This is a genomic window from Pseudomonas sp. CFBP 13602, from assembly GCF_014842725.1.
Classification (GTDB): Bacteria; Pseudomonadota; Gammaproteobacteria; order Pseudomonadales; family Pseudomonadaceae; genus Aquipseudomonas; species Aquipseudomonas baltica.
Window position 1 is genome coordinate 45,271 of sequence record NZ_JACYVT010000003.1, and the last position, 23,749, is coordinate 69,019.

A 23,749-nucleotide genomic window follows, 5' to 3' on the forward strand; every position below is an offset into this window, starting at 1 on the left:
CCAAGAGAGCCGCTCATGTCCCAGCCTATCGTCGCCCCCATCGCCCATGTCGCCCCCGGTGACGACCCCTACGCCTGGCTGCAGGTGCGCGACCGCGCCGACGTGCTCGACTACCTCAAGGCCGAGAACGCCTGGCAGGATGCACAACTGGCCGACCAGGCCGAGCTGCGCGAGCAATTGTTCGAGGAAATAAAGGGGCGCATCCGCGAAACCGACCTGTCCCTGGCCTCGCCGTGGGGGCCGTGGTTGTACTACACCCGCACCACGGCCGGCGACGAGTACCCGCGGCACTATCGCTGCGCACGCCCGGACGACGGCTCGACCCAGGTCGACGAGCACTCCGAGCAGTTGCTGCTGGACCCTAACGTGCTGGCCAACGGTGGCTTCCTGTCGATGGGCGCGTTCAACATCAGCCCTGACCACCAGCGCCTGGCCTACAGCCTGGACACCAGTGGCGACGAGATCTACCGCCTGTTCGTCAAGGAGCTGGGCAACGATGCGGTGGTCGAGCTGCCTTTCGAGGATTGCGACGGCAGCATGACCTGGGCCAATGACAGCCAGACCCTGTTCTTCGGTGAACTGGACGAAACCCACCGCCCTCACCGGCTGCACCGCCACACCTTGGGCAGCGACGGCGCCGAGCAGGTGTTCGAGGAGAACGATGGGCGTTTCTTCCTGCACTGCTACCGTTCCAGTTCCGAGCGCCAGCTGATCCTGCTGCTCAACAGCAAGACCACCAGCGAAGCGTGGGTGCTGGATGCCGACCAGCCTGCAGGGGATTTCACCTGCCTGGCGCCAAGGGTCGAGGACCATGAGTACTATCCGGATCACGGCCAACTCGACGGTGCCTGGGCCTGGTTCATCCGCAGCAACCAGTCGGGCATCAACTTCGCCTTGTACCAGGCCGCCGACACGGGCGCGGCGCCGACTCGCGAGCAGTGGCGAACGCTGATCCCACACCGTGACGATGTGATGCTCGAAGGGGTGACCCTCAATGCCGCTGCCTTCACCTTGAGCCTGCGCGCGCGCGGCCTGCCGATCATCGAAGTCCATGCCCAGGGCCTGGCGCCCTACCCGGTGCAACTGCCGGATGCCGCATACAGCCTGTATGTCTCTGACAGCCTGGAGTTTGCCAGCGAGCAGATTCGCTTGCGCTACGAGGCCTTGAACCGGCCTGGCCAGGTTCGCCAACTGAACCTGCGCGACGGCGCCCAAGTGGTGCTCAAGCAGACCCCGGTGCTGGGTCGGTTCGACGCCGACGACTATGTCAGCCAGCGCCTCTGGGCCACCGCCGCAGACGGCACTCAGGTGCCGATCAGCTTGGTGATGAAGAAAGCATTCGTTGGGCAGGCCACACCGCTGTACCTGTACGGCTACGGCGCCTACGGCGAGAGCCTGGATCCGTGGTTTTCCCATGCGCGGTTGAGTTTGCTGGACCGCGGCATTGCCTTTGCCATCGCCCATGTGCGCGGCGGCGGCGAGTTGGGCGAGGCGTGGTATCGGGCTGGCAAGCAGGAACACAAAGGCAATACCTTCAGCGATTTCATCGCCTGTGCCGAACACTTGATCGAGCAGGGGCTGACGCGCGCCGAGCAGCTGGTCATCAGTGGCGGCAGCGCGGGCGGCCTGTTGATCGGCGCAGTGTTGAACCAGCGTTCGGAGCTGTTCCAGGCGGCGGTAGCGGAGGTGCCGTTCGTCGATGTGCTCAACACCATGCTCGACCCCGACCTGCCGCTGACCGTGACCGAATATGACGAGTGGGGCAACCCTCAGGACCCCGAGGTGCATGCGCGCATCAAGGCTTACGCGCCGTACGAGAACGTCACCGCGCAGGCGTATCCGCACCTGCTGGTGGTCGCCGGCTACAACGACAGCCGTGTGCAGTATTGGGAAGCCGCCAAGTGGGTAGCGCGCCTGCGCGCGTGCAAGACCGACGACAACCTGCTGCTGCTGAAGACCGAACTGGGTGCTGGTCACGGCGGCATGAGCGGCCGTTACCAGGGCCTGCGCGATGTGGCCCTGGAATATGCGTTCGTGCTCAAGGCCCTGGGCACACCCAAACAATCCTGATGTGGCGTGCCTGAAGGAACGCGGTGAGCCCGGACGCGGCTTGCGCCGCTGCTACAGGGTTCGTGGCGCATCGGATGCGGTGGGCCTGAAGGAACGCGGCGAACGCGGACGCGGCTTGCGCCGCTGCTACAGGGTTCGCGGCGCATCGGATGCGGTGGGCCTGAAGGGACGCGGTGAACCTGGACGCGGCTTGCGCCGCTGCTACAAGGGTCGTGGCGTTGCAGGCGGCTTGTATCCCCTGTAGCAGCGGCGCAAGCCGCGTCGGCGGAGAATGCGGTATGCCAGGAAAAACGCGATCAACCGCCGGGGGATTTGGGCTTGACCGGGGTTGGCGGCGTGTCCTGACGCTCCGGTTCGGGGACGTTCTCGGCCTTGGGTGGCGCAGGCAACGGTATGGGCGGCAGCAGCGGCGGTGAACCGCTCATGCCCTCGCCGCCATGGGTCGAGGGCACGGTAACCTGTGGATAGGGGGTTGGCGTGGGTGTACCCGGCGATCCCGGGGGCAGCGACGAGGCCGATGCGACACCGGCACACAGGGCAACACATGCAAAGACCGATACACTGCGCAACTTCATTGAACACCCCAAGGCCTGACTGCCTGTTCCGATGACACAGGCTACTACCATGGCACTACCTTGTCCTCCTTCCGAGATTGACCGATGAAACGCTTCGTACTGCTCGACACCACACCGATCCCCGACAACGGCGGTGCGCTCTGCCTGTTCGAGTACGGCGAAGACTTCGTCATCAAGATCCAGGGAGGCGATGGCGGACAACTGATGAACACCCGCATGCACGGTTCCGAAGACGCCCTGGCCGAGATCCCCTGCCGCAAGGTGGCCGGGCGACCGAACTCGCGGGTGCTGATCGGCGGTTTGGGCATGGGCTTCACCCTGGCTTCGGCGCTCAAGCATCTGGGCAAGACCGCGCAAGTGGTGGTCGCCGAACTGGTGCCCGGCGTGGTCGAGTGGAACCGTGGCCCGTTGGGCGAAAAAGCCGGCAACCCCCTGGCCGATCCGCGCACCGTCATCCGCCTGGAAGACGTGGCCAAGGTACTGCAGGCCGAGCCGGCCGGTTTCGACGCGATCATGCTGGATGTGGACAATGGCCCCGAAGGCCTGACCCAGAAGGCCAATAGCTGGCTGTATTCGAGCGGTGGCCTGGCGGCCTGCGCGAAAGCCTTGAGGTCCAAGGGTGTACTCGCCGTGTGGTCGGCCAGCGCCGACCGCCAGTTCAGCGACAAACTGCGCAAGGCCGGCTTCAAGGCCGAAGAAGTGCAGGTGTTCGCCCACGGCAACAAGGGCACCCGCCATACCATCTGGATCGCCCAGAAAATCTGAACCCACTGCGCCGTAGGAGCGGTCCGTGGCCGCGAAGGGCGCAGCACGGTCCGCTAGATGCACCGCAGCGTCTGCTTCGCGGCCAATGACCGCTCCTACGGTGAGGAGCATTCCTGTTCGGCTGTGGAAATCGGCTAGGAGGTTTCACGGCAAACTTCTGAATCGGCTCACTTACGGGCTGTTCAGCGGCTTCTAGAGTTGGCGGTGTTGCGATGTGCAACCACCATTAACCAATCTGGAAATCAACATGACCCTTATATCCCGTCTGCTTATCGGCACCACGCTGCTGGCAGCACTCCCGACCGCGATGGCGGCTTCAACCGTTGATTTGAGTGTCACCGGCTCGATCGTACCGGCCGCTTGCACCCCATCGCTCTCTGCCAGCGATTTCCACCACGGCAAGATATCGAAGAGCGACCTCAACGTGGATGGGCCAACAGGTTTCACCGAGAACAAGAAGGTCGCCACCCTGAGCGTCAATTGCACGGCTGCTACGGTGTACGGAATCCGTGGGATCGACAATCGTGCAGATACCGTCGGAAATAACTGGTACGTGACACCCTACGGGCTGGGCTTGACGCCCAAAGGAGAGAAAATCGGTGCGCATTTTCTGGAAATCTACCCACGCGAATCACTGATTGACGGCAAACCTGCTTTCGTAGGCGTAGGTAATGCGGCGGGCACCGTATGGACCAGTGCGACCCAGGGCGAGAAAGGTATTCGCAACTACGGCGAGCTGTTGGGTTTCACCGATACAGCAGGGGCTTTGGCGCAACCGCTGCCGATCAAGGATGCTACTTTCGCACTCAAATCCTATCTGGTCATCGCTGCGGCCAAAGGGCTGACCCTGACCGACGAAGTCGCCCTCGACGGTGCCGCCACCATCGAACTCGTGTACCTGTAACGACACCGCGTTGCGGTAGTTTCTTTGTCGGCAAAGCCTGGCGCAGATACGTCCTACGTCGCTTGCAATCTTTTCGTCCTGCACTTGCTGAAGGGTCCGAGCCGAGAACGCGCGGATTGCTTTTAGAGTACTGCTGCCCTTCCCCCTCACACGATCTTCCCGGCACTGCGGTGTCGAGGAAGGCGTGGTCGTACCTGCCTGTTGCGTTCCTGTCTGGAGAAACCGATGAACCGCCGCAACCACGTTTTGTATGCGTACCTGGGCATCACAGCGTTGCTGATCTGCAGTCCTGAAATCCATGCCGACGGCATGATCCCGGAAACCTCGGTGGTCATCGTCTACGAAGGCGATGCCGAAACCGCCATAAAAGTGACCAACAGCGACCAGCATCCTGCGCTGCTGCACGTCACGCTGGATCACATCCCCGAAGACAAGGCGTCGCTGTTGTTCGTCACACCCCCCATCGCGCGCGTCGAGGCGGGTGAATCGCAGCTGGTGCGCTTCATCCTGTCGAACTCCGAACCGCTCACCACTCAACGCTTGAAAAGGGTCATCTTCGAGGGACTGGCGCAGAACGACCAGCCAGGTAAACCCGGCGAGGCACGAGTATCGGTAAACGTACGACAGAATCTGCCGGTGATCCTGCACCCCAAAGGCCTGGTGAGGAACGCCGAGCCTTGGAAGGGCCTGCACTGGTCGCTGCAGGACAGCCAGCTTACGGTATCCAACCCCACTCCCTATGTCGTGCGTCTGTCACAGGAAGTGCACAGCCTGCCGAGCAAGACCCCTTGGCAGCTGCCTCGCAGCTACGTATTGCCCGGTGATCGGCTGACTCTGCCCGGCAAGGCGCTGGCCGTCGCCGATGGGCAGGTCCTGTTTACCCCTGCCACGGTGTACGGTTTTGCCGTAGGTACGCATCAGGCAACGCTGAATCAGGGCGCGCCTTGATGAAGGCGCTCATTGGTAGCACATTGTCCGCAGTGACGTTGGCGCTGTACACCCAGACTGCAAGCGCAACAAGTTTCGACAGCGAAACCCTGCGCCTGCGTGGTATCGATCCTGACTTGGCCGCCTACTTGAGCCAGACCGCGCGCTTCACAGAAGGCGTGCACGCTGTGCGACTGTGGGTCAACGGTCAGCCCAGAGGCGTTGTCCAAGCCGCCTTCGACACCGCAGGTGCCCTGTGTATCGACCAGGCCGTGCGCGACGCCGGGGAACTGGTCGATACCGGGTCAGGCTGCGGCGAGTTCATCGAGCAATTTCCGCAGACCCTGATCGAACTGCTACCCCAAGCCGGTGAAGTGCGGCTGTTGGTACCTGCACCTGCCTTGCGCACTGCATCGGCCGACCAATCGGCCTTTACCCGAGGTGGGGTTGCCGGCCTGCTCAACTATGACGTGCAGGGCCTGTACAACCAGTTCAATGGTCAACGCAGCCGGTTTCTTTCGGCCAACACCGAGGCTGGCGTCAATGCAGGCGATTGGATCCTGCGCAGCCGTCAGTTCTATAGCTCGGTGCAGGGCAAGGCGAGCCTGCAGCACATGGAAGCCTATGCGCAGCGCACCTTCAGCGACCAGCAGGCGATGCTGCAGTTGGGCCAGATCAACCTGAGCAACCCGGTGCTCGCCGGCGCGCGCGTCACCGGCGCGCAGTGGATGAGCGAACCGGCGCTCGGCGGCAGCGGCCGTGGCGCTCGGGTGCAGGGCATTGCGGCTACCCAGGCGCGGGTGGACGTTCGCCAGAGCGGCGTGCTGATCTATTCAACCGTGGTGCCGGCCGGACCTTTCGAGTTGAGCGATATTCCCCAACTTGACCGGCGCAGAGACCTGGAGGTCACGGTGATCGAGGCCGATGGCGAACGTCGCACCTTTACCGTCCTGGCCGCCACCTTGGGCCTGGAGTTGCCCTCACAGGGCTTTGCTGTGGGCATCGGACAGCTGCGCAACAGTGGGCGCAGCGCTCGGGAACCCTGGGTGTTGAGCGCCGGAGGCAGCTACCCACTGGCGCCGGCCGCCAGTATCAGTGGCGGTGCCCTCATCGGCCAAGGCTACAACGCCGGCGGCGCCGGGCTCAACCTGGAACCGTGGCCCGGCTCGCGAGCGCAGAGCCTGTTACAGGCCGCGCATGCCAGCGAATCGGACGACCAGGGGGTGCAGGGCAGCATCAGTCTCAATCAGCAGCTCGGCGATCGCTGGTCAGCCTTGCTCAGTGCCGGTCGGCAGACAGTCGGCTATCGAGAGTTGATCGACAGTGGGTGGAATCAGCCCGCTGGCCAGCGAAGCCGAGTGCGTGATCAGTACGCCTTCGGCCTGGGCTGGACCCATCCCTGGACGGGCAGCCTGAGCGGCACGTGGTCCACCGCCACGGCGTTCGACGGGCAACGCTCCAGTCGAGCCCAGGTCAATTGGGGGCGACGGCTCGGCCCCGTGTCCCTGACCGCTACCGGGCAATGGCAGCTGGCCGGCGACGGTGGCCTGGGTAATGCCTTGTATTTCAGCGCCAGCCTGCCCCTGGGTGACGGTTTGAACTGGCGTTCGACCGCCCGCAACGACAGCACCGGCATCCGCCTGGGCAGCGGTGTGCAAGGCCGCTGGGACGAGCGCACTCAGTACCGAGTCGCCGCCGAGCGCGCCAGTCGCACTGGCGCGGTGAGCTACAACGGCGGCGTATCGCGGCTGACCCAAGCCAGTCAACTGGACGTCGGCTATGCCAACTACGGCAGCGACAGCCATGGCTACAGTGGCGCTGCACGAGGCGCCGTGGTGCTCCACGAAGATGGCTTCACCTTGTCGCCCTACCCGTTGCAGGACACCTTCGGCCTGTTGACCCTGGAAAATGTCGCAAACGTGCAGATCGATACCCCCGGCGGCAGCGTGTGGACCGACCGCAAGGGCCGCGCCGTGCTGCCGCAACTGGCTCCGTTCGGTCGCAGCAACGTGCAGGTGGCCACTGCATCGTTACCGCGCAACGTCGACGTGCATCAAGGCGCAGCCACCCTCCAGGCCGCGCGTGGCGCAGTGCCGCGCATCATGTTCGGTGTGGAGGTCACGCGGCGCCTGCTGCTTCAGGTGCAGGACGAGGCCGGGCGGCGCCTCAACCGTAGCACGGGCGTCACCGATGCGCAGGGCCAACTGGTGACATTGGTACAGGAAGACGGCGCGGTCTTCGTGCCCAATATCCATGCGAGTCCGCAGTTGTGGACCCGCACGGTAGACGAGCAGCCGTGCCGATTGCAGTTCGAACTGCCGGCCAGCGCCGATGCCGAGGCGTATTACGAGCAGACCACGGCGCAGTGCCGGGTCGAGGAGAGCGAATCATGAGCCGTTGCACCTTCCTGACGGCGCTGGTGGCCACCGCATTGGCCACACCGTTGCAGGCATTTGCGCAGGGATGCAGCCTGTCGCTCAGCCCGGCCGACATCGACCTGGGTCAATTCAATCGCACGACCGTGCAGTTGGCGTCCGGCGAGGTGCCTTTGCCGCCGCGTCGACTCAGCCTGAGCGTACTGTGTGAAACCGAACAGGATCTGACGCTTGCCTATCGGGCCGGCCAGTTCTCGAACCAGGGCTATGCCTTGGGTTCGCAAGGCGCCTACCGTCTGCGCGTGCTGCAGGCATCGGTGGACGATCAGCCCGTACAGTGGGGCCAGGTGGCGGCCGCTGCGCCACAGGTTGCAACCCGCACCGGCGCAGCGGCGCTGGAAGGTGACCAGCCACTGCAACCGCTGCGGGCCGGCCACGCGGTCAGGGGCAAACGCCTGCAGGCGCAGATCGAACTGCAGGCCACGCTTGCCCCCACCGTGCTCGCCGTCAGTGACGCCCATGAGCTGTCGGCCAGCGGCAGTTTCGACATTGTCGGTCAGCAAAAGCCATTGCTGGTGAAGGCCGGGTTCGCTCCAGCGGCGTGTCGGCCCTCGCTGGCGGGCAACGCGAACGTGAACTTCGGTCGCATTGGCATGGCCGATCTGCGGCGCGAATCGGTCACCACGTTCAGCCGGCAAACGGTGCTGGAAGTGGACTGCGACGCACCGACGCGCTTCGCTATCCGCGCGCTGGATAACCGGGCCGGCTCCGTCAGCGACCAGCTCCTGGCTGCCGCTCCGACGTTGTTCGGCATCGGCCGCACGGCGGACGGTCAGGCCTTGGGCGGTTTCACTGCTCGGCTGGGCACGGGGATCGGTCGTGACGGCAGCAGTGCTTATCCCTTGCTCGGAGACGCTTCTGCGCAAACCTGGCGACCGCACCCCGATGGATGGCTGCGCAGTGACGGCCCGCCCACCGCGCTCGGGCGACAAGCGACACCCGGCGTCGCCCCCGGCGCCTGGTCTGGACTGTCATTGCCGCTGACCGTCGAACTGCACCTGGCTCCAGCCCGAGGGCTGGACGTGCGCCAGGAAACCCCGATCGACGGCTCGGCCACACTGGAGATCATCTACCTGTAGCGCATGCTTACAGGTAGACCAGCTCCACGGTGACGTGTCCGTCCAAGGGCACGGCATCGGTCAAGGTCAGGCTGCGCGCAGGAGCGATAACGCCATGGGCGCGGATGCCCAGCTGGGCCATTCGTACCACTACGGCACCGGTGTCTACGCCGACACGGTCGACCAGCCCCAATAAACTGCCGTCGGTAGGCAGCGCCATCGGCTGGGCGGTAGAAGTGCTCCACAGGCTGCCGGTACGATCGCCGAGGCTGAGAAATACACGACGGCCATCGACGGTCGAACGTGCTGGATCGACTTGCAGATGATACGCGCCAATCTGCTCATCCGCCGCCGTGCGGCCCATACCCAGTCGACCAGCAATGCCGGAGTCATAGGCTGAACCGGCGCGGTTGTCCACCAGGCGCAGACCATACAAGGTCGGTGTGCCGCACTGAATCGTCAGGTTCGGCGTGTGCTCGATCATCGCGGTAGGCCGCTCGGGGTGCAGGTCGGCCGAACTCACGGTGCCGAAGTGCAGCGTGCTGACACTCAGGATGGGCGTGCAAGCGCTGGGAACGAGCGTTCCGGTGACTTGAATATCCACAGTGGAAGCGCAGAAAGCAGGCGTGGTGAAGCCGAGCGCCAGCATGGCGGTCAGCGTCCGAAAGCCAGGATGCATGATGTTGTCCCTCACTGTCCGATGAGCTGACCGGCACGGGAAACCGGTCACGCTCTTCAGGCTGAAGGGGAAGTTTCCCCTTTGAAAGAGGAAATTTCTGAAAAAAGGTAAATCTGTTCCTACGAAAGATCTTGGTACAGGTAGATCTGACTGCACCTAGTTCTTCCTTTACGTAGTTCTTCCTACAAGTAGAACAACTCAAGGGTAGCGGCACCGGCCAAGGGCACTTCAGCGTCCAACGTCAAACTGTCGGTCGGCGCGATGGTCAGGTAGGACACCAGGGTCAGCACTGCGTCCTTTGCCGGCATGGGTCCGCCGCCATCGTTTTTTCGGCTGGCCAGACCAATGAGCTGACCATCGTTGCGCAAGCTGCGCGCACGGCGTTCGGCGGCAGACCAGGCATTGCCCGTGGGGCTGCCTATCAGCAGCAGAAGCGGTTCGCCATCCAGGCTCGAGCCTTCAGGATCGATGCGTAGCCTGTAGGAGCCGATTTTCTCGTTCTTGCTGGTCAAGCCCAGCCCGAAACGGCTGCCGTCGATGTTTTCCAGGACTGAATCGGCGCGATTGTCCACCGCACGAAGCGCGTAAGCGGTAGCGGCTTCGCAATTTATGTTCAACGTTGAGGTACGGGCACGATCGAGCAGGACGGTGGGCGCTGAAGCAAGCAGGTCGCGGGTATACAACCGCCCATGATCGAAAAGCGCGTTGCTCAGGGTAGGTGTGCAGCCACCCGGCACGATCAAACCGGTGACGGTAATGTCCACCGACGGCGCGGCGACGGCCGTGGCGATGGAGGTGAGCAGCGTGGCAAGCAGGGTAATGCGGGTAACGGCGTTCATGTCGTTGTCTCAGGCTATGCGCTCGCGTGAAGGAGGTGGCGCGTGCGGCATGGTGATAGCCACGCGCGGGTCAAGACATGAGAGATCGGCCACTGCACCCGACGAAGGTGCGCGCAGCGGTGTAGGTCCTGGGACGCGAAAGCGCCGCCAGCAGGGGTGCGGTGTTGGCCCATGCGTTTTTGCTTTACCATATCGCCCCTTTGCCGCCCCTGCTTTTGGAGTTTTCATGACGGCCGCCGCCGACCTTTCGCCCACGCTGCAGCTTGCCTGCGACCTGATCCGCCGCCCTTCGGTCACGCCTCTGGACGCCGATTGCCAAAAGCTGATGATGCAACGCCTGGGGCAGGCTGGCTTCGCGCTGGAGCCGATGCGCATCGAAGAGGTGGATAACTTCTGGGCCACCCACGGTACCCAGGACGGTCCGGTGCTGTGCTTCGCCGGGCATACCGACGTGGTGCCCACCGGCCCCACCCAGGCCTGGCAGATCGCCCCATTCGAGGCGGTGATCGACGAGCAGGGCATGCTCCACGGGCGCGGCGCGGCCGACATGAAGGGCAGCCTGGCGGCCATGCTGGTGGCCGCCGAGCGCTTCGTCGGCGACCATCCGAACCACAGGGGCTCGGTGGCCTTCCTGATCACCAGCGACGAAGAAGGCCCGGCCCATCACGGCACCAAAGCGGTGGTCGAGCGCCTGGCTGCACGCAACGAGCGCCTGGACTGGTGCATCGTCGGCGAGCCGTCGAGCACCACCCTGGTCGGCGACGTAGTCAAGAACGGCCGACGCGGCTCGCTCGGTGCGACTCTGACCGTGCGCGGCGTGCAGGGCCATGTGGCGTATCCGCACCTGGCCCGCAACCCGATCCACCTGGTCGCCCCAGCCCTGGCCGAGCTCGCCGCCGAGCACTGGGACGACGGCAACGCCTTCTTCCCGCCAACCAGCTTCCAGGTGTCCAACCTAAACAGCGGCACGGGCGCCACCAACGTCATTCCCGGTGAACTGACGGCGGTGTTCAACTTCCGTTTCTCCACCGAGTCCACGGTCGAAGGCCTGCAGCAGCGCGTGGCCGCGATTCTCGACAAGCATGGCCTGGACTGGCACGTGGACTGGGCGCTGTCCGGCCTGCCGTTCCTGACCGAGCCCGGTGCGCTGCTGGACGCGGTGGCCGCGAGCATCAAGAACGTCACTGGGCGCGACACCCAGGCCTCCACCAGCGGCGGCACCTCCGACGGGCGCTTCATCGCCACCCTCGGCACCCAGGTGGTCGAGTTGGGCCCGGTCAACGCCACGATCCACCAGGTCAACGAACGAATCCTGGCCAGCGACCTCGATGTGCTGACCGAAATCTACTACCAGACCCTCGTCGAGTTACTCGCCTGATGCTCACCTGCCCCCTCTGCACTGCCATGCTGGCCAACGCCGACAACGGCATGGTCTGCCCCAGCGGTCACCGTTTCGACCGCGCGCGCCAGGGCTACCTGAATCTGCTGCCGGTGCAGCACAAGAACAGCCGCGACCCCGGCGACAACCAGGCCATGGTCGAGGCTCGCCGGGACTTCCTCAACGAAGGCCACTATGCACCGGTGGCCCAGCGCCTGGCCGAGCTTGCAGCCGAGCGCTGGCCTCGGCGCTGGCTGGACATCGGCTGTGGCGAGGGGTACTACACCGAACAGATCGCCCAGGCGCTGCCGCGCGCCGACGGGTATGCCCTGGACATCTCCCGCGAGGCGGTCAAACGCGCCTGCAAGCGAGCGCCGTCGGTGCATTGGCTGGTTGCCAGCATGGCGCGTGTGCCGCTTGCCGATGCCAGCTGCCAGTTCCTGACCAGCGTCTTCAGCCCGCTGGACTGGGACGAAGCCAAGCGCCTGCTGGCGCCGGGGGGTGGCCTGATGCGTGTGGGACCCACCAGCGGCCACCTGATGGAGCTGCGCGAACAGCTGTATGACGAGGTGCGCGACTACGTCGACGACAAACACCTGTTGCAGGTGCCCGAGGGTATGCAGCATGCCCACCATGAAACCCTGACCTTCAAGCTCAAGCTGATCGACGCGCAATCGCGCGCCAACCTGCTGGCGATGACGCCGCATGGCTGGCGCGCCAGCGCCGAGCGACGGACCGCAGTGATCGAACAGCCGCGGCCGTTCGTGGTCACGGTATCAATGCGCTACGATTACTTTGTGCGTCAAGACTGAGCGAGCCTACCCATGCGCCAACCCGATATCGAGATTTACCTCAAGGACGCCGACGTCGATCACAAGGCCATCGCCGCATGGCTCGGCCAGGCCCTGGGCCCCTGCAGCGACTGGCAGCAGAAAGGCCAGACCTGGAAGTGCCAGGCCGGCGACGTGCCGGTCACCTGGCTGCCCAAAGCGGTCGGCAAGTGGAACAGCCTGTACCTGGAGAGCGACGCCACGCCGTGGGACGACGACGTGGCCTGCGCCCGTGCAGCTTTCAAGGCCCTGAATGTAGAGGTGCGCTGTGCGCCTGGCAGCTGGGTGGAAGAAGAAGGCGAAGAGAATGCCGACCGCTGGATCCGTATCAGCGACGATGGCGAAGAGGAAATCACCTGGCGTACCAGTTGATACACCGCAGCGCGACGGTTCGCGGCCAGTGGCCGCGAAAGAGCCCGTAGCCGCGCGAAGATATTCGCCGACACCCTGCATCACTTACCTCGGCAAAAGCCGGTAAAATAGCGTTTTCCCCCCAAGCCCTGGCCTATGACCCGCTCACCTCTGCACCGCCTCGTGTTCGGCACCTTGCGCCGCTTGTTGTACCTGTGGGTTCGGTCTGAAACCATCAACCAGTCCTCGTTCACCTTGAACCTGGATCGCAGCAGGCCCGTGCTGTACGCCTTGCAATCGCCTTCGCTGGCCGACCTTGCCGTGGTCGACCGCGAATGCAGCAAAGCCGGCCTGCCACGCCCGGTGCTGCCCGTGGCCATCGGCGATCTCATGGAGCCCACGGCGGTGTTCTACCTGACCCCGGACCCTGACTGGCTGGGCCGGCAAGACAAGCGCGGCGCCCCGCCCACCCTGGCGCGGCTGGTCACGGCACTGGCACAGAACGCCGGCGAAGATGCGCAGATCATTCCGGTAAGCGTGTTCTGGGGCCAGTCGCCAGCGAGCGAATCCAGCCCCTGGAAGCTGCTGTTCGCCGACAGCTGGGCGGTTACCGGGCGCTTGCGCAAGCTGGTCAGCATTCTGATCCTGGGACGCAAGACCCGCGTACAGTTTTCCGAGCCGATCCACCTGGCCGAGCTGGTGCAGCAGAACAAGGGTCACGAGCGAACGGTGCGCATGGCCCAGCGCATCCTGCGTGTGCATTTTCGCAACCTGAAGACGGCAGTCATCGGCCCCGACATTTCCCACCGCCGCCATCTGGTCAAGGGTCTGGTGCGCGACCCACTGGTGCGCCAGGCCATTGCCGAAGAAGCCGAACGCGAGCACATCACCCTGGAAAAGGCCGAGGCCCGAGCGTTGCACTACGGCAACGAAATCGCCTCGGACTACACCTACACCGCCATCCGCTTCATGGAAGTGGTGCTCAGCTGGTTCTGGAACAAGATCTACGACGGCATCAAGGTCAACAACATCGACGGTGTGAAGGACGTTGCCCGTGGCAACGAGATCATCTATGTGCCATGCCATCGCAGCCACATCGACTACCTGCTGCTGTCTTACCTGCTGTTCAAGAACGGCCTGACGCCACCCCATGTTGCTGCCGGCATCAACCTCAACATGCCTGTGATCGGCAGCCTGCTGCGCCGAGGCGGGGCGTTTTTCATGCGCCGCACTTTCAAGGGCAATCCGCTGTACAGCGCCGTGTTCAACGAATACCTGCACACCCTGTTCACCAAGGGTTTTCCGGTGGAGTACTTCGTCGAAGGCGGGCGCTCGCGCACCGGACGCATGCTGCAACCCAAGACAGGCATGCTGGCCATCACCCTGCGCAGCTATCTGCGCTCCTCGCGTACGCCCATCGTCTTCGTACCGGTGTACATCGGCTACGAACGGGTGCTGGAAGGCCGTACCTACCTGGGCGAGCTGCGCGGCGCGGCGAAGAAGAAAGAGTCGATTCTGGACGTCTTCAAGGTCATCGGCGCACTCAAACAGCGCTTTGGCCAAGTGGCGGTCAACTTCGGCGAGCCGATCAAGCTGCAGGCTTTTCTCGATGAGCAGCAGCCTGGCTGGCGCGAGCAAGACCTGGCGCCGCAGTTCAAGCCCGACTGGCTGAACGAAACCACGCATCGCCTGAGCATCCGCGTGGCTCGCCACATGAACGAGGCTGCAGCCATCAACCCGGTGAACCTGGTGGCACTGGCACTGCTGTCGACCAGCAAGCTGGCTCTGGACGAACGGGCAATGGAACGGGTACTCGACCTGTACCTGACCCTGCTGCGCCAGGTGCCCTACTCGCCTCATACCACCGTTCCCACTGGCGATGCCCGCAGCCTGATCGCTCATGTCCAAGGCATGCAGCTGCTGTCCGAACAGAGCGATGCCCTGGGCAAAATCCTGTATCTGGACGAACAGCACGCGGTGCTGATGACCTATTACCGCAATAACGTGTTGCACATCTTCGCCCTGCCCGCGCTGCTTGCCAGCTTCTTCCAGAGCACTTCGCGCATGACCCGCGAGCAGATCCTGCGCTACGCCCATGCGCTGTACCCCTATCTGCAGGCCGAACTGTTCATCCGCTGGAACGCCGGGCAGCTCGACGAGGTGATTGACCAGTGGCTGCAAGCGCTGGTCGAACAAGGCCTGCTGCGCCTGGAAAACGGTGTGTACCTGCGCCCCGCGCCGAGTTCGCGGCAATTCGTGCTGCTGACCTTGTTGTCGCGTGCCATCGCGCAGACCCTGCAGCGTTTCTACATGGCCATCGCCCTGTTGCTCAATGCCGGGCAGAACACCCTCAGCGCCGAAGAACTGGAAAACCTGTGCACCACCATGGCCCAGCGCCTGTCGATCCTGCATGGCCTGAACGCCCCGGAGTTCTTCGACAAGAGCCTGTTCCGTCACTTCATTCAGACCCTTCTCGATCAAGGGGTACTGCGCCGCGATGCCCAAGGCAAGTTGAGCCACCACCCCATGCTCGATGAGCTGGCCGAAGGCGCTGCCAAACGGGTATTGCCCGCTGAAATACGCCTGTCGATCCGCCAGGTTGCGCTGCACCGCAGCGATGAGGCCGCCGATGGGCTGTGATCGACGACGGTCTTTGCCTATGCTTTTGCCTGACGGCCGAATTTGTAAATGGAGATAACCATGAAGCGCCTTTCACTGATCGTACTCAGCGCCCTCATCGGCGCCTGCAGCAGCATGCAGCCCGCACCCAAGGCCACGCTCGAGGGGGAGGCGTTCTATCTGCAGCGCATCGCCTTGCCGCCTTCGGCCGTATTGACCGTGAGCCTGCAGGACGTGTCCCTGGCTGACGCACCTGCGGTGGCCCTGGCCCGGCAGAGCGGCCCGATCACTGGCCAGGTGCCGCTGCCGTTCAAACTTGAATACGACCCGGCCCAGGTCAAGCCGGGGCATCGCTATTCGGTGAGTGCCCGCGTTGAAGCCGACGGGCACCTGCTGTTCGTCAGCACCCAGCATCACGGCGTGACGCTGGATGGCAAGGATGAGCAGCCGCTGCGTATCCGCATGGATGCCGCTTCGCGGTAGGCAGGGCTGCGGCGGTGTTCAGAACCGATAGACGCTGCTCAATACCGCCGCACGACCATCACCGAACTCCACGGCCGAAGAACGGGTATCGCTGCCGACGACCGTGCGTACGCGCTCGACGTACTTCGTGTCGGTCAGGTTGCTCAGGTTCAGCTGCAGCTCGAGGTTGTCGGATGCCCGGTAGCCCAGCATCGCGTCGTGTACCCAGTAGGCATCGAGCTTGATTTGATCCTGGGACGTCAGGTTGCGTTTGCCGACGTGGCGGATGCCGTAGGCCAGGGTAATGTCGCTGGGAAGCTGGTAGGCGGTCCATAGATTGAAAGATCGGGGCGCCGTGTTTTTCAGTGCCTGACCTATGCGTTCGGGATTGGCCACCGACTTCAGTGTCTCGCTGCTTTGCAGGGTGTAGTTGGCGAACACGTGCCACTTCTCGCTCAATGCGCCCGTGGCTGCCAATTCCAACCCCTGCACGCGCTGCTTGCCGGCAAGCAGGTTGCTGCCGTCGCTCAAGCGCTCGCGCACGTTGTCCTTGACCACCCGGAACAGCGCGCCTTCCAGCTGCAGCCGCTCATCGAGCAATTGCCACTTGGTACCCAGTTCCCAGGTCTTGCCCTTCTCGGGTTCCAGGCTCTGGGTGCTGTCGGAAAGACCACCGCCGTAGGTCAGCAGGTTCTCGGCCGAAGGGTTGAACGAGGTGCCGTAGGCGACGTAGAAGCGGCCGTTCTCGGCGGGCTTGTAGACCAGGCCGGCACGTTGGCTGAACACGCCGTCGGTTGAGCCGGCCTGGGTCCGAACGCCGCTGGCCGAGCGATTACTGGCCTGGGCCCGCATGTGGTCGTAGCGCAGGCCCAGGCTGAGGTCCCACTGCTCGTCCAGGGCCAGGGTATCGAACACATACAGGGCGCGATCTTCCATGCTGTTGTGCGCCACGCTGGTAGGCGACTTGACCTTCGGCCCGCTCCAGTAACCCGGCGGGTTGGCCAGATCGTAGCCGTTGGCTGGGTAGAAGGACTCCACGGCATAGCCCGAGGCCTTGCGGTCGTAGGTTTCGCGTGACAGTTCCGCGCCGACCACCAGGGTATGGCCCAGGCCGAAGGTATCGAAATGACCGGTCAGGCTGGTCTGGTTCATCGCCAGGCGGGTCTGCACGTCGCGCCGATAAGCTTGCGGCCCTGCCGGCAGGTAGCGTAGCGCCGGAAGCTTGGCCAGCCTGACATGGGAAGCGGACACGGTGGCATCGCGGTCAACCTGGCTGAGCCGGGCAAGGTTCTGCACGCTCCAGTCCGGGTTCAGGTCGTGCTCGTACTTGACCGTCAGGCTGTCGGTGTCGGTGCGGTCCTGGTCCAGGTTGCGCCAGCCATAATAGTGACTGGTCTTGACGCCCGGCAAGCGCTTGCCATCGCGTGCAGGCACGCCGTAGTCGGGCAGGTTGTCATCGCTCTGGTGGAAATAGCTGAGGGTCAGGCGCGTGTCGCTGCCGTGCCCGAACATCAGCGACGGCGCCAGGCCCCAGCGCTGCTGTTCGATGCGATCGCGCCCCGGCACGTGGTTCTCGTGAGCCATCATATTCAGACGAAACAGGGTGCCGTCGCCCAGGTCGTGCAGCTGCTGATTGGTGTCCAGGGTCAGGCGGCGATAGCGATCGGTACCAACGCCGGCGCCCAGCTCGGTGAAGCTGTCGGCAACCGGCAGCTTGGTGATCAGGTTGATGGAGCCGCCGGTGGTGCCGGCGCCACCGAATACCGAACTGGGCCCCTTGATGACCTCGACCTGCTCCAGGTTGAACAGGTCGTTGCGGCTGGTCTGCGCAGAGTCGCGCAGGCCGTCGATCTGCAGGTTGGCATTGGCACTGAAACCGCGGATGTTGATGCTGTCTCCCGACCCGCCGCCGCCCTCGCCGGCATTGAAGGAAATGCCGGAGACGTTGGACAGTGCCCGGCGCAGGCTCAGGGCATTCTGCTCGCGCATGATCTGGCGCGGGACAACGGTAACCGTTTGCGGCACGTCGAGCAGTGGCACGGCGTACTTGGCGGAAGCCGAACGCTCGACCTGGTAGGGTGGCGCGGCCTGCTTGCCGGTCACGCTCAGCTTGTCGAGCACCAGCGATTCGGGCCCTTCGTGGGCATTGGCACCTGCGGCGCAACCGATCAACGCCAGGCCCAGCGCCGAACGGCGGGGCAATGTGCAAACTCCTGTAGAACGGTACATGTATACAGCCTCACTACAAATGAGACTTGATTCTATTTGAGCGCATCGGGCTAAAACCGGCTGGGAAAAAATCAGGACCGATCCTACGTACCCCCGGGCGCCGGGGGTCGTCCTGGCCTACAACCTGCGTCCATTCATCACGTCGGTTTTAGGGCTTTCTTCGGGTAGATATCGTAGCGGCTGGATTTGCCTTCAAGCGCATGGCTGGGTTTGCAGCCCTCGATGCAGGGCGCCTTGCGCGGTCGCTTGACCACTACCCGGTGGCTGGCCAGGGCCAGGGCGGCGGCCAGCAGGGCCGGTGCGTCTATGTCATCGCCCACCAGCGGCCGGAACAGGCGCATTTCCTTCTTCACCAACGCACTTTTTTCGCGATGGGGAAACATCGGATCCAGGTAGATCACCTGGGGCGCTTCGCCCTGCCACTGCTGCATGACCTCGATCGAGTTGCCCTGAAGCAAATGCATGCGTGCAACGATGGCGCCTACCTCCAGGTCACCCTGGGCACGGGCCAGTCCGTCCTCGAGCAGCGCGGCGATGATCGGCTGGCGCTCCACCAGGCTCATCTCGCAGCCCAGACTGGCCAGCACGAACGCGTCCTTGCCCAGGCCGGCCGTGGCATCCAGTATCCGCGGGCGCACGCCAGGCTGCACGCCAACGGCCTTGGCGATCATCTGACCGCTGCCACCGCCGTACAGTCGTCGGTGAGCGACGGCGCCCTCGACGAAATCCACACGCACGGGCCCCGGCGCGTCCGCGCCCAGTTGTTGCAACTGCAGGCCGGTTTCGCCGACCTGCAGCACGAAATCGGCGTCGGGCAACTGGCGAGGCAGATGCAGGCGTTGCGCCCATCGTTCGGCTTGCGGTTCGCAGGCGTCGTTCTGTGCCTGAACCTGGATGCGACCACCGGCTTGCTGCTCCACTGAAGATTCCTGTATCGAAAGGCTAAAAGATCGGCGCACGCCGCCGATAAGAACTTTGCCAGGCATTTTGCCAGAGCCCAAGCGTGCCGAGTGCCATGTCCGTCATCAATTCCACAGCGCCAGGTTACATTTCGCCCATCGGCGACTTCAGCCAGCACAACATCCAGACCCTGGGTGCTGCAAGTGCGCTGTGGCAGGACTTCTTTGCCCAGGCATTGACCGAGCACTGCGACGGACAGCTGCCAGGGCAGGCTCATGCAGCGGCAGACAATGCAGCGGCGGCCGAGCCCAGCGCCGGCAGCGAGATCCTGGCGCACATTCTTCTGCAGCGCCTGTGCGATGTTCGCGACACCGAAGTGAAGCCTCCCGAGCCGTTGTTCCTGCCAAAGGCCGAACTGGAGCTGACGTTGCTGGACAAACCCTCGGCGCCGCTGCCCGAGCAGGACGTGCTGGCCCAACAGGCGCAGTTGGCGTTCGACAGCCGCTGGGTTCGTCCGCTGGTGCTGAACCAGGGTGGCCAGAGCACGCAACCAGCCCCGGCGCCTCTGCCTCGGGCAATGCGCCTGCCGATTGCCGAGCTCGACTGGCAGTTGGCGCAGACGCCGGTACCGCTGGCGCAGGAAACCATCAGTGAGCAATGCCATGCGTTGGACCTGGACCTGAGCTGGATGCGCCCCGCCGTGTTGAACAACATCCGCCTGGCTGCCTGAGCGCCGATCGCATCCATCCAGATACCTCGCGTGCACCGCCGACGCGGCTCGCGCCGCTGCTACAGAGGTCCACACCGCCAGCCCTGTAGCAGCAGCGCAAGCCGCGTCCGGCGTTCAGCCAGCCCATGCCCTGTAGCAGCGGCGCAAGCCGCGTCCGGCGTTCAGCCAGCCCATGCCCTGTAGCAGCGGCGCAAGCCGCGTCCGGCGTTCAGCCAGCCCAGGCCCTGTAGCAGCGGCGCAAGCCGCGTCCGGCGTTCAGCCAGCCCATGCCCTGTAGCAGCGGCGCAAGCCACGTCCGGCGTTCAGCCAACACAGGCCCTGTAGCAGCGGCGCAAGCCGCATCCGGCGTTAACCCAGCCCATGCCCTGTAGCAGCGGCGCAAGCCGCGTCCGGCGTTCAGCCAACACAGGCCCTGTAGCAGCGGCGCAAGCCGCGTCCGGGTTCACCGCGGTGGCCGGAAATGAATCAGCGACACACGCTCCAGCGGCCCATGTCGAGGTGAAAATGGTTACGGTGGGCGGCGTTGTACTCGGGGCCCAGCACGGTATTGAAATGCTTGCAGGCGCCGTCGCGTACCTGCCGCAGGAAGCGCGCGTTGGCGCTGTCGCCAGGCCAATCCTTGAGCACGTTGATACGACGTCCGTCGGCCAGACGAAACCCGGCGATGTCCAGCGCGTTGGCGCTGGCGTGCTGGCTCAGACGTCCTTCACTGCGACCATAGACATTGCGGCAGGCAAAACTGCCCAGGTGATCCACCTGCGTTACTGCCTGACCGAACGTCGCCTGCGCTGCCGGCTGCAGGGCCTGGCGCTCGAACATGGCGAACGCCACCACCACTGGGCAGGTGGCGAGGAAACTGCTGCTCAACCTGACCTCGCTGCCCTGCACGCGCAACACGTTCACCAACGGGCACTTGGCATCGGCGGGGCTGTCGGCCTGAACGCTATAGCGCACGGTGGAAGTTGCCAGAGCCTGCACACACAGCTGTGGATCGTTCTGTAACTTGCCGAGCTTGTAGCGGGTAAGGAAGTTCACCGGTTCGGCGATATCCAGCGGCGCCCAGGGATTCCAGCGATCGGGCACCTCGACCCAGCCTCGCCACACGGCAACGGGCGCGGCGGCCAGAAGCAGCAGAATGATCAGCAATCTCGGCACACAGGCTCCTGCTTCGCGTGGCTGAACGGTACCTGCGGAAAAACCGCGTCAGAGCAGGCCGAGTTGCGCCGTCTGTGGCTCCCGAGGCAGTTCCATTAAGGCCGGCAAGCCTGGCAAACGTTCCATCAAACGCTCGTGGAAACGCCGGGCCAGCGCGGGCGCGAGCAAGTTGTCGGCCGTGTGCAGGAAAATGTAGGGGGTGCGGCCCTCTTCGATCCAGGCGGCGATCTTCTCCACCCAGGGGGTCAGAAAAGGCTCATTCGCCTGCAACTGCGGGTGGCCGATGAAACGCACCTGCGGGCTGTGGCTGAACGCCGCTGGGCGGGGTGGCACCCGCGGCTTCTTGGACTGGGCATGAAGCACGGCAGGCGCGTCGGAAACACAACTGAACAGCGCACGCGGATCCAGACAGATGCGTTCGACATTGCGTTCGCGCAGCAGATTGTTGAGCAGTCGTTCCTCGCCACCGCGAGCGAAGAATGCGCCGTGGCGTACCTCCACAGCGATGGGCCGCTGCAGCACGTCGATGAAGCCGATCAATTCCGGCAGCCGCCAGGGCGCGAACGATGCAGGCAGCTGCAACCACAACGGCGCCACCCGATCGCCAAGCGGCGCGAGCAGCCGACAAAAATCCTCAGCCACTTCCAGTTGCTCGCGCAGATCGCCACCATGGCTGATGTCGCGCGGCAGTTTGGCCGTGAAGCGAAAATCGGCGGGCATGCTTGCAGCCCAGCGTTCCACGGTATTGGGCGCCGGCCGTGCGTAGAACGTGGTGTTGCCTTCCACAGCGTTGAACTGCTGGGCATAGAGGGCCAGGAAATCCGGCGGACGCGCGTCTTGCGGATAGAAATCCCCGCGCCAGGCGTTTTCGCTCCACGACGGACAGCCGATGAAATAAGGCAGGCTGGGCACAGTCAGATATGCACATCCAGGCCCAGGACTTCATTGTCCCACTCGACGAAACCCTGGGTGCTCAGGTACATGCCCAGCGCGTCGGCCGCACGCCGGCTCATCGAGCGGGGGAAGATCATGTCCTGCTGGCGGGCCGGCACGCTGGTGCCACGCGCGCGGGAGCGCTGGGGCGTAGGTTGCGGAGGAACCTCGAACTCGCCTTCGATATCGTCGACGGTTTCCTGCACCCGCGCCTTGTCCGCAAGCGGCTTGCGCTTGATTGGATAAGGCTGGGAGGAAACACCATCGATACGCATCAGATTCACTCGATCGTCGAAACAAGCCGCCACAGTGTCCTGCAGTGACCCAGGTAACCACTAGACCACAAATTGCGGCAAAGTTTTATCTTCATGGCAGATTATGCCGATGAAATGCGCACTACAGGCTTGAACGCCGACGAAGCGTACTACAACGGCGACTTCTTCGGTGTGGCAACGTTGTCACGCAGATAGACCGGCTGGGCGCCATCGGCGGGCAAGCCTTCGCCACGCGCCCAGGCAAACCGTGCAAGCTCGAGCAGGTCTTGCGCATGGGGCAGCAGATCGGCGTCACGCCCTACGATGGGCACAGCGATCCGCTCGGCATAGGTCCAGCCGGTGCCTGCGCCGAACCATTCGCCAGAGGCTTGGGCCGGCAGCAGGGCACGTTCGGGAGCGAATACCCCCTCTTCACCCTGCAGGCGCATTTCTCCCGCGTGCTCCCGATAACAACCCCAGTACACCTCGTCCATGCGCGCGTCGATCGCGGCCGCTACCTGGCCGACGCCATGCTCGCGCCAGGCGCGCTGCGCCAGCAGGGCCAGGTTGGACACTGGCAACACGGGACGATCCAGACCGAACGCCAGGCCCTGGACCACCCCCACCGCGATGCGCACCCCGGTGAACGCGCCCGGGCCGCGCCCGAAAGCGATCGCATCGACGGCCGTCAGCGCTACCCCCGCTTCGGCCAGCAAGGTCTTGATCATCGGCAGCAGCTTCTGCGCGTGAAGGCGCGGGATCACTTCATAGTGGCTCGACACCTTGCCATCGTGCAGCAACGCAACGGAACAGGCTTCAGTGGCAGTGTCCAGGGCCAGCAGGGTGGTCATCGAAAGGGTCCAGGCAAGGGGGAATAGGCGATTATAGACAACTACGGCCCGCAAGCGGGCCGTTCATGGCAAGGCAGTGGCCGACACCCAGTGTGTGGGTGCCACGCGTCTGGATGCCAGCACTCAGCTCAGTGCGGCAAGCACCTTGGCGGTGATGTCGGCGACCGAACCGACGCCTTCGACGTGGCTGCACTTGGGCTTGCCATGGGCAGCCGCCAGTTCGTTGTAGAAGGCCACCAAGGGCTTGGTCTGCGAGTGGTAGACCGAGAGGCGATGACGCACGGTTTCCTCGGTGTCGTCCTTGCGCTGCACCAACGCCTCACCGGTCACGTCATCCTTGCCCGCTTCGCGCGGTGGATTGTAGACGGTGTGATAGACCCGGCCCGATGCCTCATGGACCCGACGGCCGGCGATACGCTGAACGATCTCTTCGTCGTCGACGGCGATTTCCAGAACGTGATCGAGCTCCACACCATTGGTGACCAGCGCTTCGGCCTGCGGAATGGTGCGCGGGAAGCCATCGAAGAGGAAGCCGTTGGCACAGTCGGGCTGGGCAATGCGCTCCTTGACCAGGGCAATGATCAGGTCGTCGGACACCAGGCCACCGCTGTCCATGACGCTCTTGGCCAGCACGCCCAGTTCGCTACCGGCCTTGACGGCAGCACGGAGCATGTCGCCCGTGGAAATTTGCGGGATACCGAATTTTTCGGTGATGAATTTTGCCTGAGTACCTTTACCGGCCCCGGGAGCTCCCAGCAGAATCACGCGCATCGATGTGCTCCTCTCGATTTTTATAGATAGTCGT

The 23,749-nt window shown here is 64.0% G+C and carries 22 protein-coding genes; 12 read left to right on the top strand and 10 right to left on the bottom strand.

The genetic code is table 11. From position 1 onward, the window contains the following. Nucleotides 1–15: 15 nt before the first annotated feature. Entirely contained in the window at nt 16–2,070 is a 2,055-nt protein-coding gene (locus IFU31_RS06615) for a S9 family peptidase (RefSeq protein WP_192102580.1), read from the top strand. 296 nt (nt 2,071–2,366) lie between these two features. On the opposite strand, the gene IFU31_RS21840 is transcribed toward IFU31_RS06615, so the two are convergent. Continuing rightward, complete coding sequence (locus IFU31_RS21840; RefSeq protein WP_446731020.1) at nt 2,367–2,495, bottom strand: hypothetical protein; 129 nt, start codon at nt 2,493–2,495, stop codon at nt 2,367–2,369. A 234-nt stretch (nt 2,496–2,729) separates the two neighbouring features. On the opposite strand from IFU31_RS21840, the gene IFU31_RS06625 reads away from it, so the two are divergent. The 5 genes from IFU31_RS06625 to IFU31_RS06645 all read left to right on the top strand — a co-directional run bounded on the left by IFU31_RS06625 (nt 2,730) and on the right by IFU31_RS06645 (nt 8,755). Continuing rightward, nucleotides 2,730–3,410 carry a spermidine synthase gene (locus IFU31_RS06625; RefSeq protein WP_122474999.1) on the top strand — a complete coding sequence of 227 codons (681 nt, stop codon included), beginning with the start codon at nt 2,730–2,732 and terminating at the stop codon, nt 3,408–3,410. A gap of 214 nt (nt 3,411–3,624) precedes the next feature. Then, entirely contained in the window at nt 3,625–4,314 is a 690-nt protein-coding gene (locus IFU31_RS06630; protein ID WP_240998650.1) for a DUF1120 domain-containing protein, read from the top strand. A gap of 225 nt (nt 4,315–4,539) precedes the next feature. Beyond that, entirely contained in the window at nt 4,540–5,262 is a 723-nt protein-coding gene (locus IFU31_RS06635) for a fimbria/pilus chaperone family protein (protein WP_122475003.1), read from the top strand. After that, the gene (locus tag IFU31_RS06640; RefSeq protein WP_192102581.1) at nt 5,262–7,634 is read left to right on the top strand and encodes a fimbria/pilus outer membrane usher protein; all 2,373 of its coding nucleotides are present in this window, start codon (nt 5,262–5,264) and stop codon (nt 7,632–7,634) included. Before IFU31_RS06635 ends, IFU31_RS06640 begins: the two co-directional genes overlap by 1 nt. Beyond that, nucleotides 7,631–8,755, top strand: coding sequence for a DUF1120 domain-containing protein (locus IFU31_RS06645; RefSeq protein ID WP_192054578.1), 1,125 nt, complete (start codon nt 7,631–7,633; stop codon nt 8,753–8,755). The genes IFU31_RS06640 and IFU31_RS06645 overlap by 4 nt, the downstream gene beginning before the upstream one ends. A 7-nt stretch (nt 8,756–8,762) precedes the next feature. On the opposite strand, the gene IFU31_RS06650 is transcribed toward IFU31_RS06645, so the two are convergent. Further along, nucleotides 8,763–9,413, bottom strand: a complete 651-nt coding sequence (locus IFU31_RS06650; protein ID WP_122475009.1) for a DUF1120 domain-containing protein — start codon at nt 9,411–9,413, stop codon at nt 8,763–8,765. A gap of 182 nt (nt 9,414–9,595) precedes the next feature. Continuing rightward, a complete protein-coding gene (locus IFU31_RS06655) occupies nt 9,596–10,252 on the bottom strand; it encodes a DUF1120 domain-containing protein (RefSeq protein WP_192102582.1) in 657 nt (218 codons plus the stop codon). 226 nt (nt 10,253–10,478) lie between these two features. On the opposite strand from IFU31_RS06655, the gene dapE reads away from it, so the two are divergent. The 5 genes from dapE (at nt 10,479) to IFU31_RS06680 (ending at nt 15,913) form a co-directional block, all read left to right on the top strand. Then, on the top strand, nt 10,479–11,630 hold the full coding sequence (dapE, locus tag IFU31_RS06660) for a succinyl-diaminopimelate desuccinylase (RefSeq protein WP_122475013.1): 1,152 nt from the start codon (nt 10,479–10,481) through the stop codon (nt 11,628–11,630). Then, nucleotides 11,630–12,442, top strand: coding sequence for a putative RNA methyltransferase (locus IFU31_RS06665; protein ID WP_122475015.1), 813 nt, complete (start codon nt 11,630–11,632; stop codon nt 12,440–12,442). The genes dapE and IFU31_RS06665 overlap by 1 nt, the downstream gene beginning before the upstream one ends. A gap of 12 nt (nt 12,443–12,454) precedes the next feature. Continuing rightward, nucleotides 12,455–12,832 carry a hypothetical protein gene (locus IFU31_RS06670; protein ID WP_122475016.1) on the top strand — a complete coding sequence of 126 codons (378 nt, stop codon included), beginning with the start codon at nt 12,455–12,457 and terminating at the stop codon, nt 12,830–12,832. Nucleotides 12,833–12,967: 135 nt separating this feature from the next. Further along, a complete protein-coding gene (gene plsB / locus IFU31_RS06675; RefSeq protein ID WP_122475018.1) occupies nt 12,968–15,451 on the top strand; it encodes a glycerol-3-phosphate 1-O-acyltransferase PlsB in 2,484 nt (827 codons plus the stop codon). A 60-nt stretch (nt 15,452–15,511) separates the two neighbouring features. Next, a complete protein-coding gene (locus tag IFU31_RS06680; RefSeq protein WP_192058694.1) occupies nt 15,512–15,913 on the top strand; it encodes a YbaY family lipoprotein in 402 nt (133 codons plus the stop codon). An 18-nt stretch (nt 15,914–15,931) separates the two neighbouring features. On the opposite strand, the gene IFU31_RS06685 is transcribed toward IFU31_RS06680, so the two are convergent. After that, nucleotides 15,932–18,121: a TonB-dependent receptor gene (locus IFU31_RS06685; protein ID WP_192102583.1), complete on the bottom strand. Its 2,190-nt coding sequence runs from the start codon at nt 18,119–18,121 to the stop codon at nt 15,932–15,934. A 137-nt stretch (nt 18,122–18,258) separates the two neighbouring features. Then, a complete protein-coding gene (locus tag IFU31_RS06690; protein ID WP_342345282.1) occupies nt 18,259–19,041 on the bottom strand; it encodes a class I SAM-dependent methyltransferase in 783 nt (260 codons plus the stop codon). Nucleotides 19,042–19,136: 95 nt separating this feature from the next. Between IFU31_RS06690 and IFU31_RS06695 the strand changes: the two genes are divergently transcribed. Continuing rightward, nucleotides 19,137–19,751: an energy transducer TonB gene (locus IFU31_RS06695; RefSeq protein ID WP_122475026.1), complete on the top strand. Its 615-nt coding sequence runs from the start codon at nt 19,137–19,139 to the stop codon at nt 19,749–19,751. Nucleotides 19,752–20,216: 465 nt separating this feature from the next. On the opposite strand, the gene IFU31_RS06700 is transcribed toward IFU31_RS06695, so the two are convergent. The 5 genes from IFU31_RS06700 to adk all read right to left on the bottom strand — a co-directional run bounded on the left by IFU31_RS06700 (nt 20,217) and on the right by adk (nt 23,715). After that, nucleotides 20,217–20,906 (bottom strand): extensin family protein, encoded by a 690-nt coding sequence (locus tag IFU31_RS06700; RefSeq protein ID WP_185795079.1) that lies wholly within the window; start codon nt 20,904–20,906, stop codon nt 20,217–20,219. Nucleotides 20,907–20,954: 48 nt separating this feature from the next. Beyond that, the gene (locus IFU31_RS06705; protein WP_192102734.1) at nt 20,955–21,824 is read right to left on the bottom strand and encodes a DUF72 domain-containing protein; all 870 of its coding nucleotides are present in this window, start codon (nt 21,822–21,824) and stop codon (nt 20,955–20,957) included. Further along, the gene (locus tag IFU31_RS06710; protein ID WP_192102584.1) at nt 21,821–22,114 is read right to left on the bottom strand and encodes a hypothetical protein; all 294 of its coding nucleotides are present in this window, start codon (nt 22,112–22,114) and stop codon (nt 21,821–21,823) included. The genes IFU31_RS06705 and IFU31_RS06710 overlap by 4 nt, the downstream gene beginning before the upstream one ends. 149 nt (nt 22,115–22,263) lie before the next feature. Next, on the bottom strand, nt 22,264–22,944 hold the full coding sequence (tsaB, locus tag IFU31_RS06715; protein ID WP_122475032.1) for a tRNA (adenosine(37)-N6)-threonylcarbamoyltransferase complex dimerization subunit type 1 TsaB: 681 nt from the start codon (nt 22,942–22,944) through the stop codon (nt 22,264–22,266). A gap of 123 nt (nt 22,945–23,067) precedes the next feature. Beyond that, nucleotides 23,068–23,715 (bottom strand): adenylate kinase, encoded by a 648-nt coding sequence (gene adk / locus IFU31_RS06720; RefSeq protein ID WP_122475034.1) that lies wholly within the window; start codon nt 23,713–23,715, stop codon nt 23,068–23,070. Between the last annotated feature and the right edge of the window lie 34 nt (nt 23,716–23,749).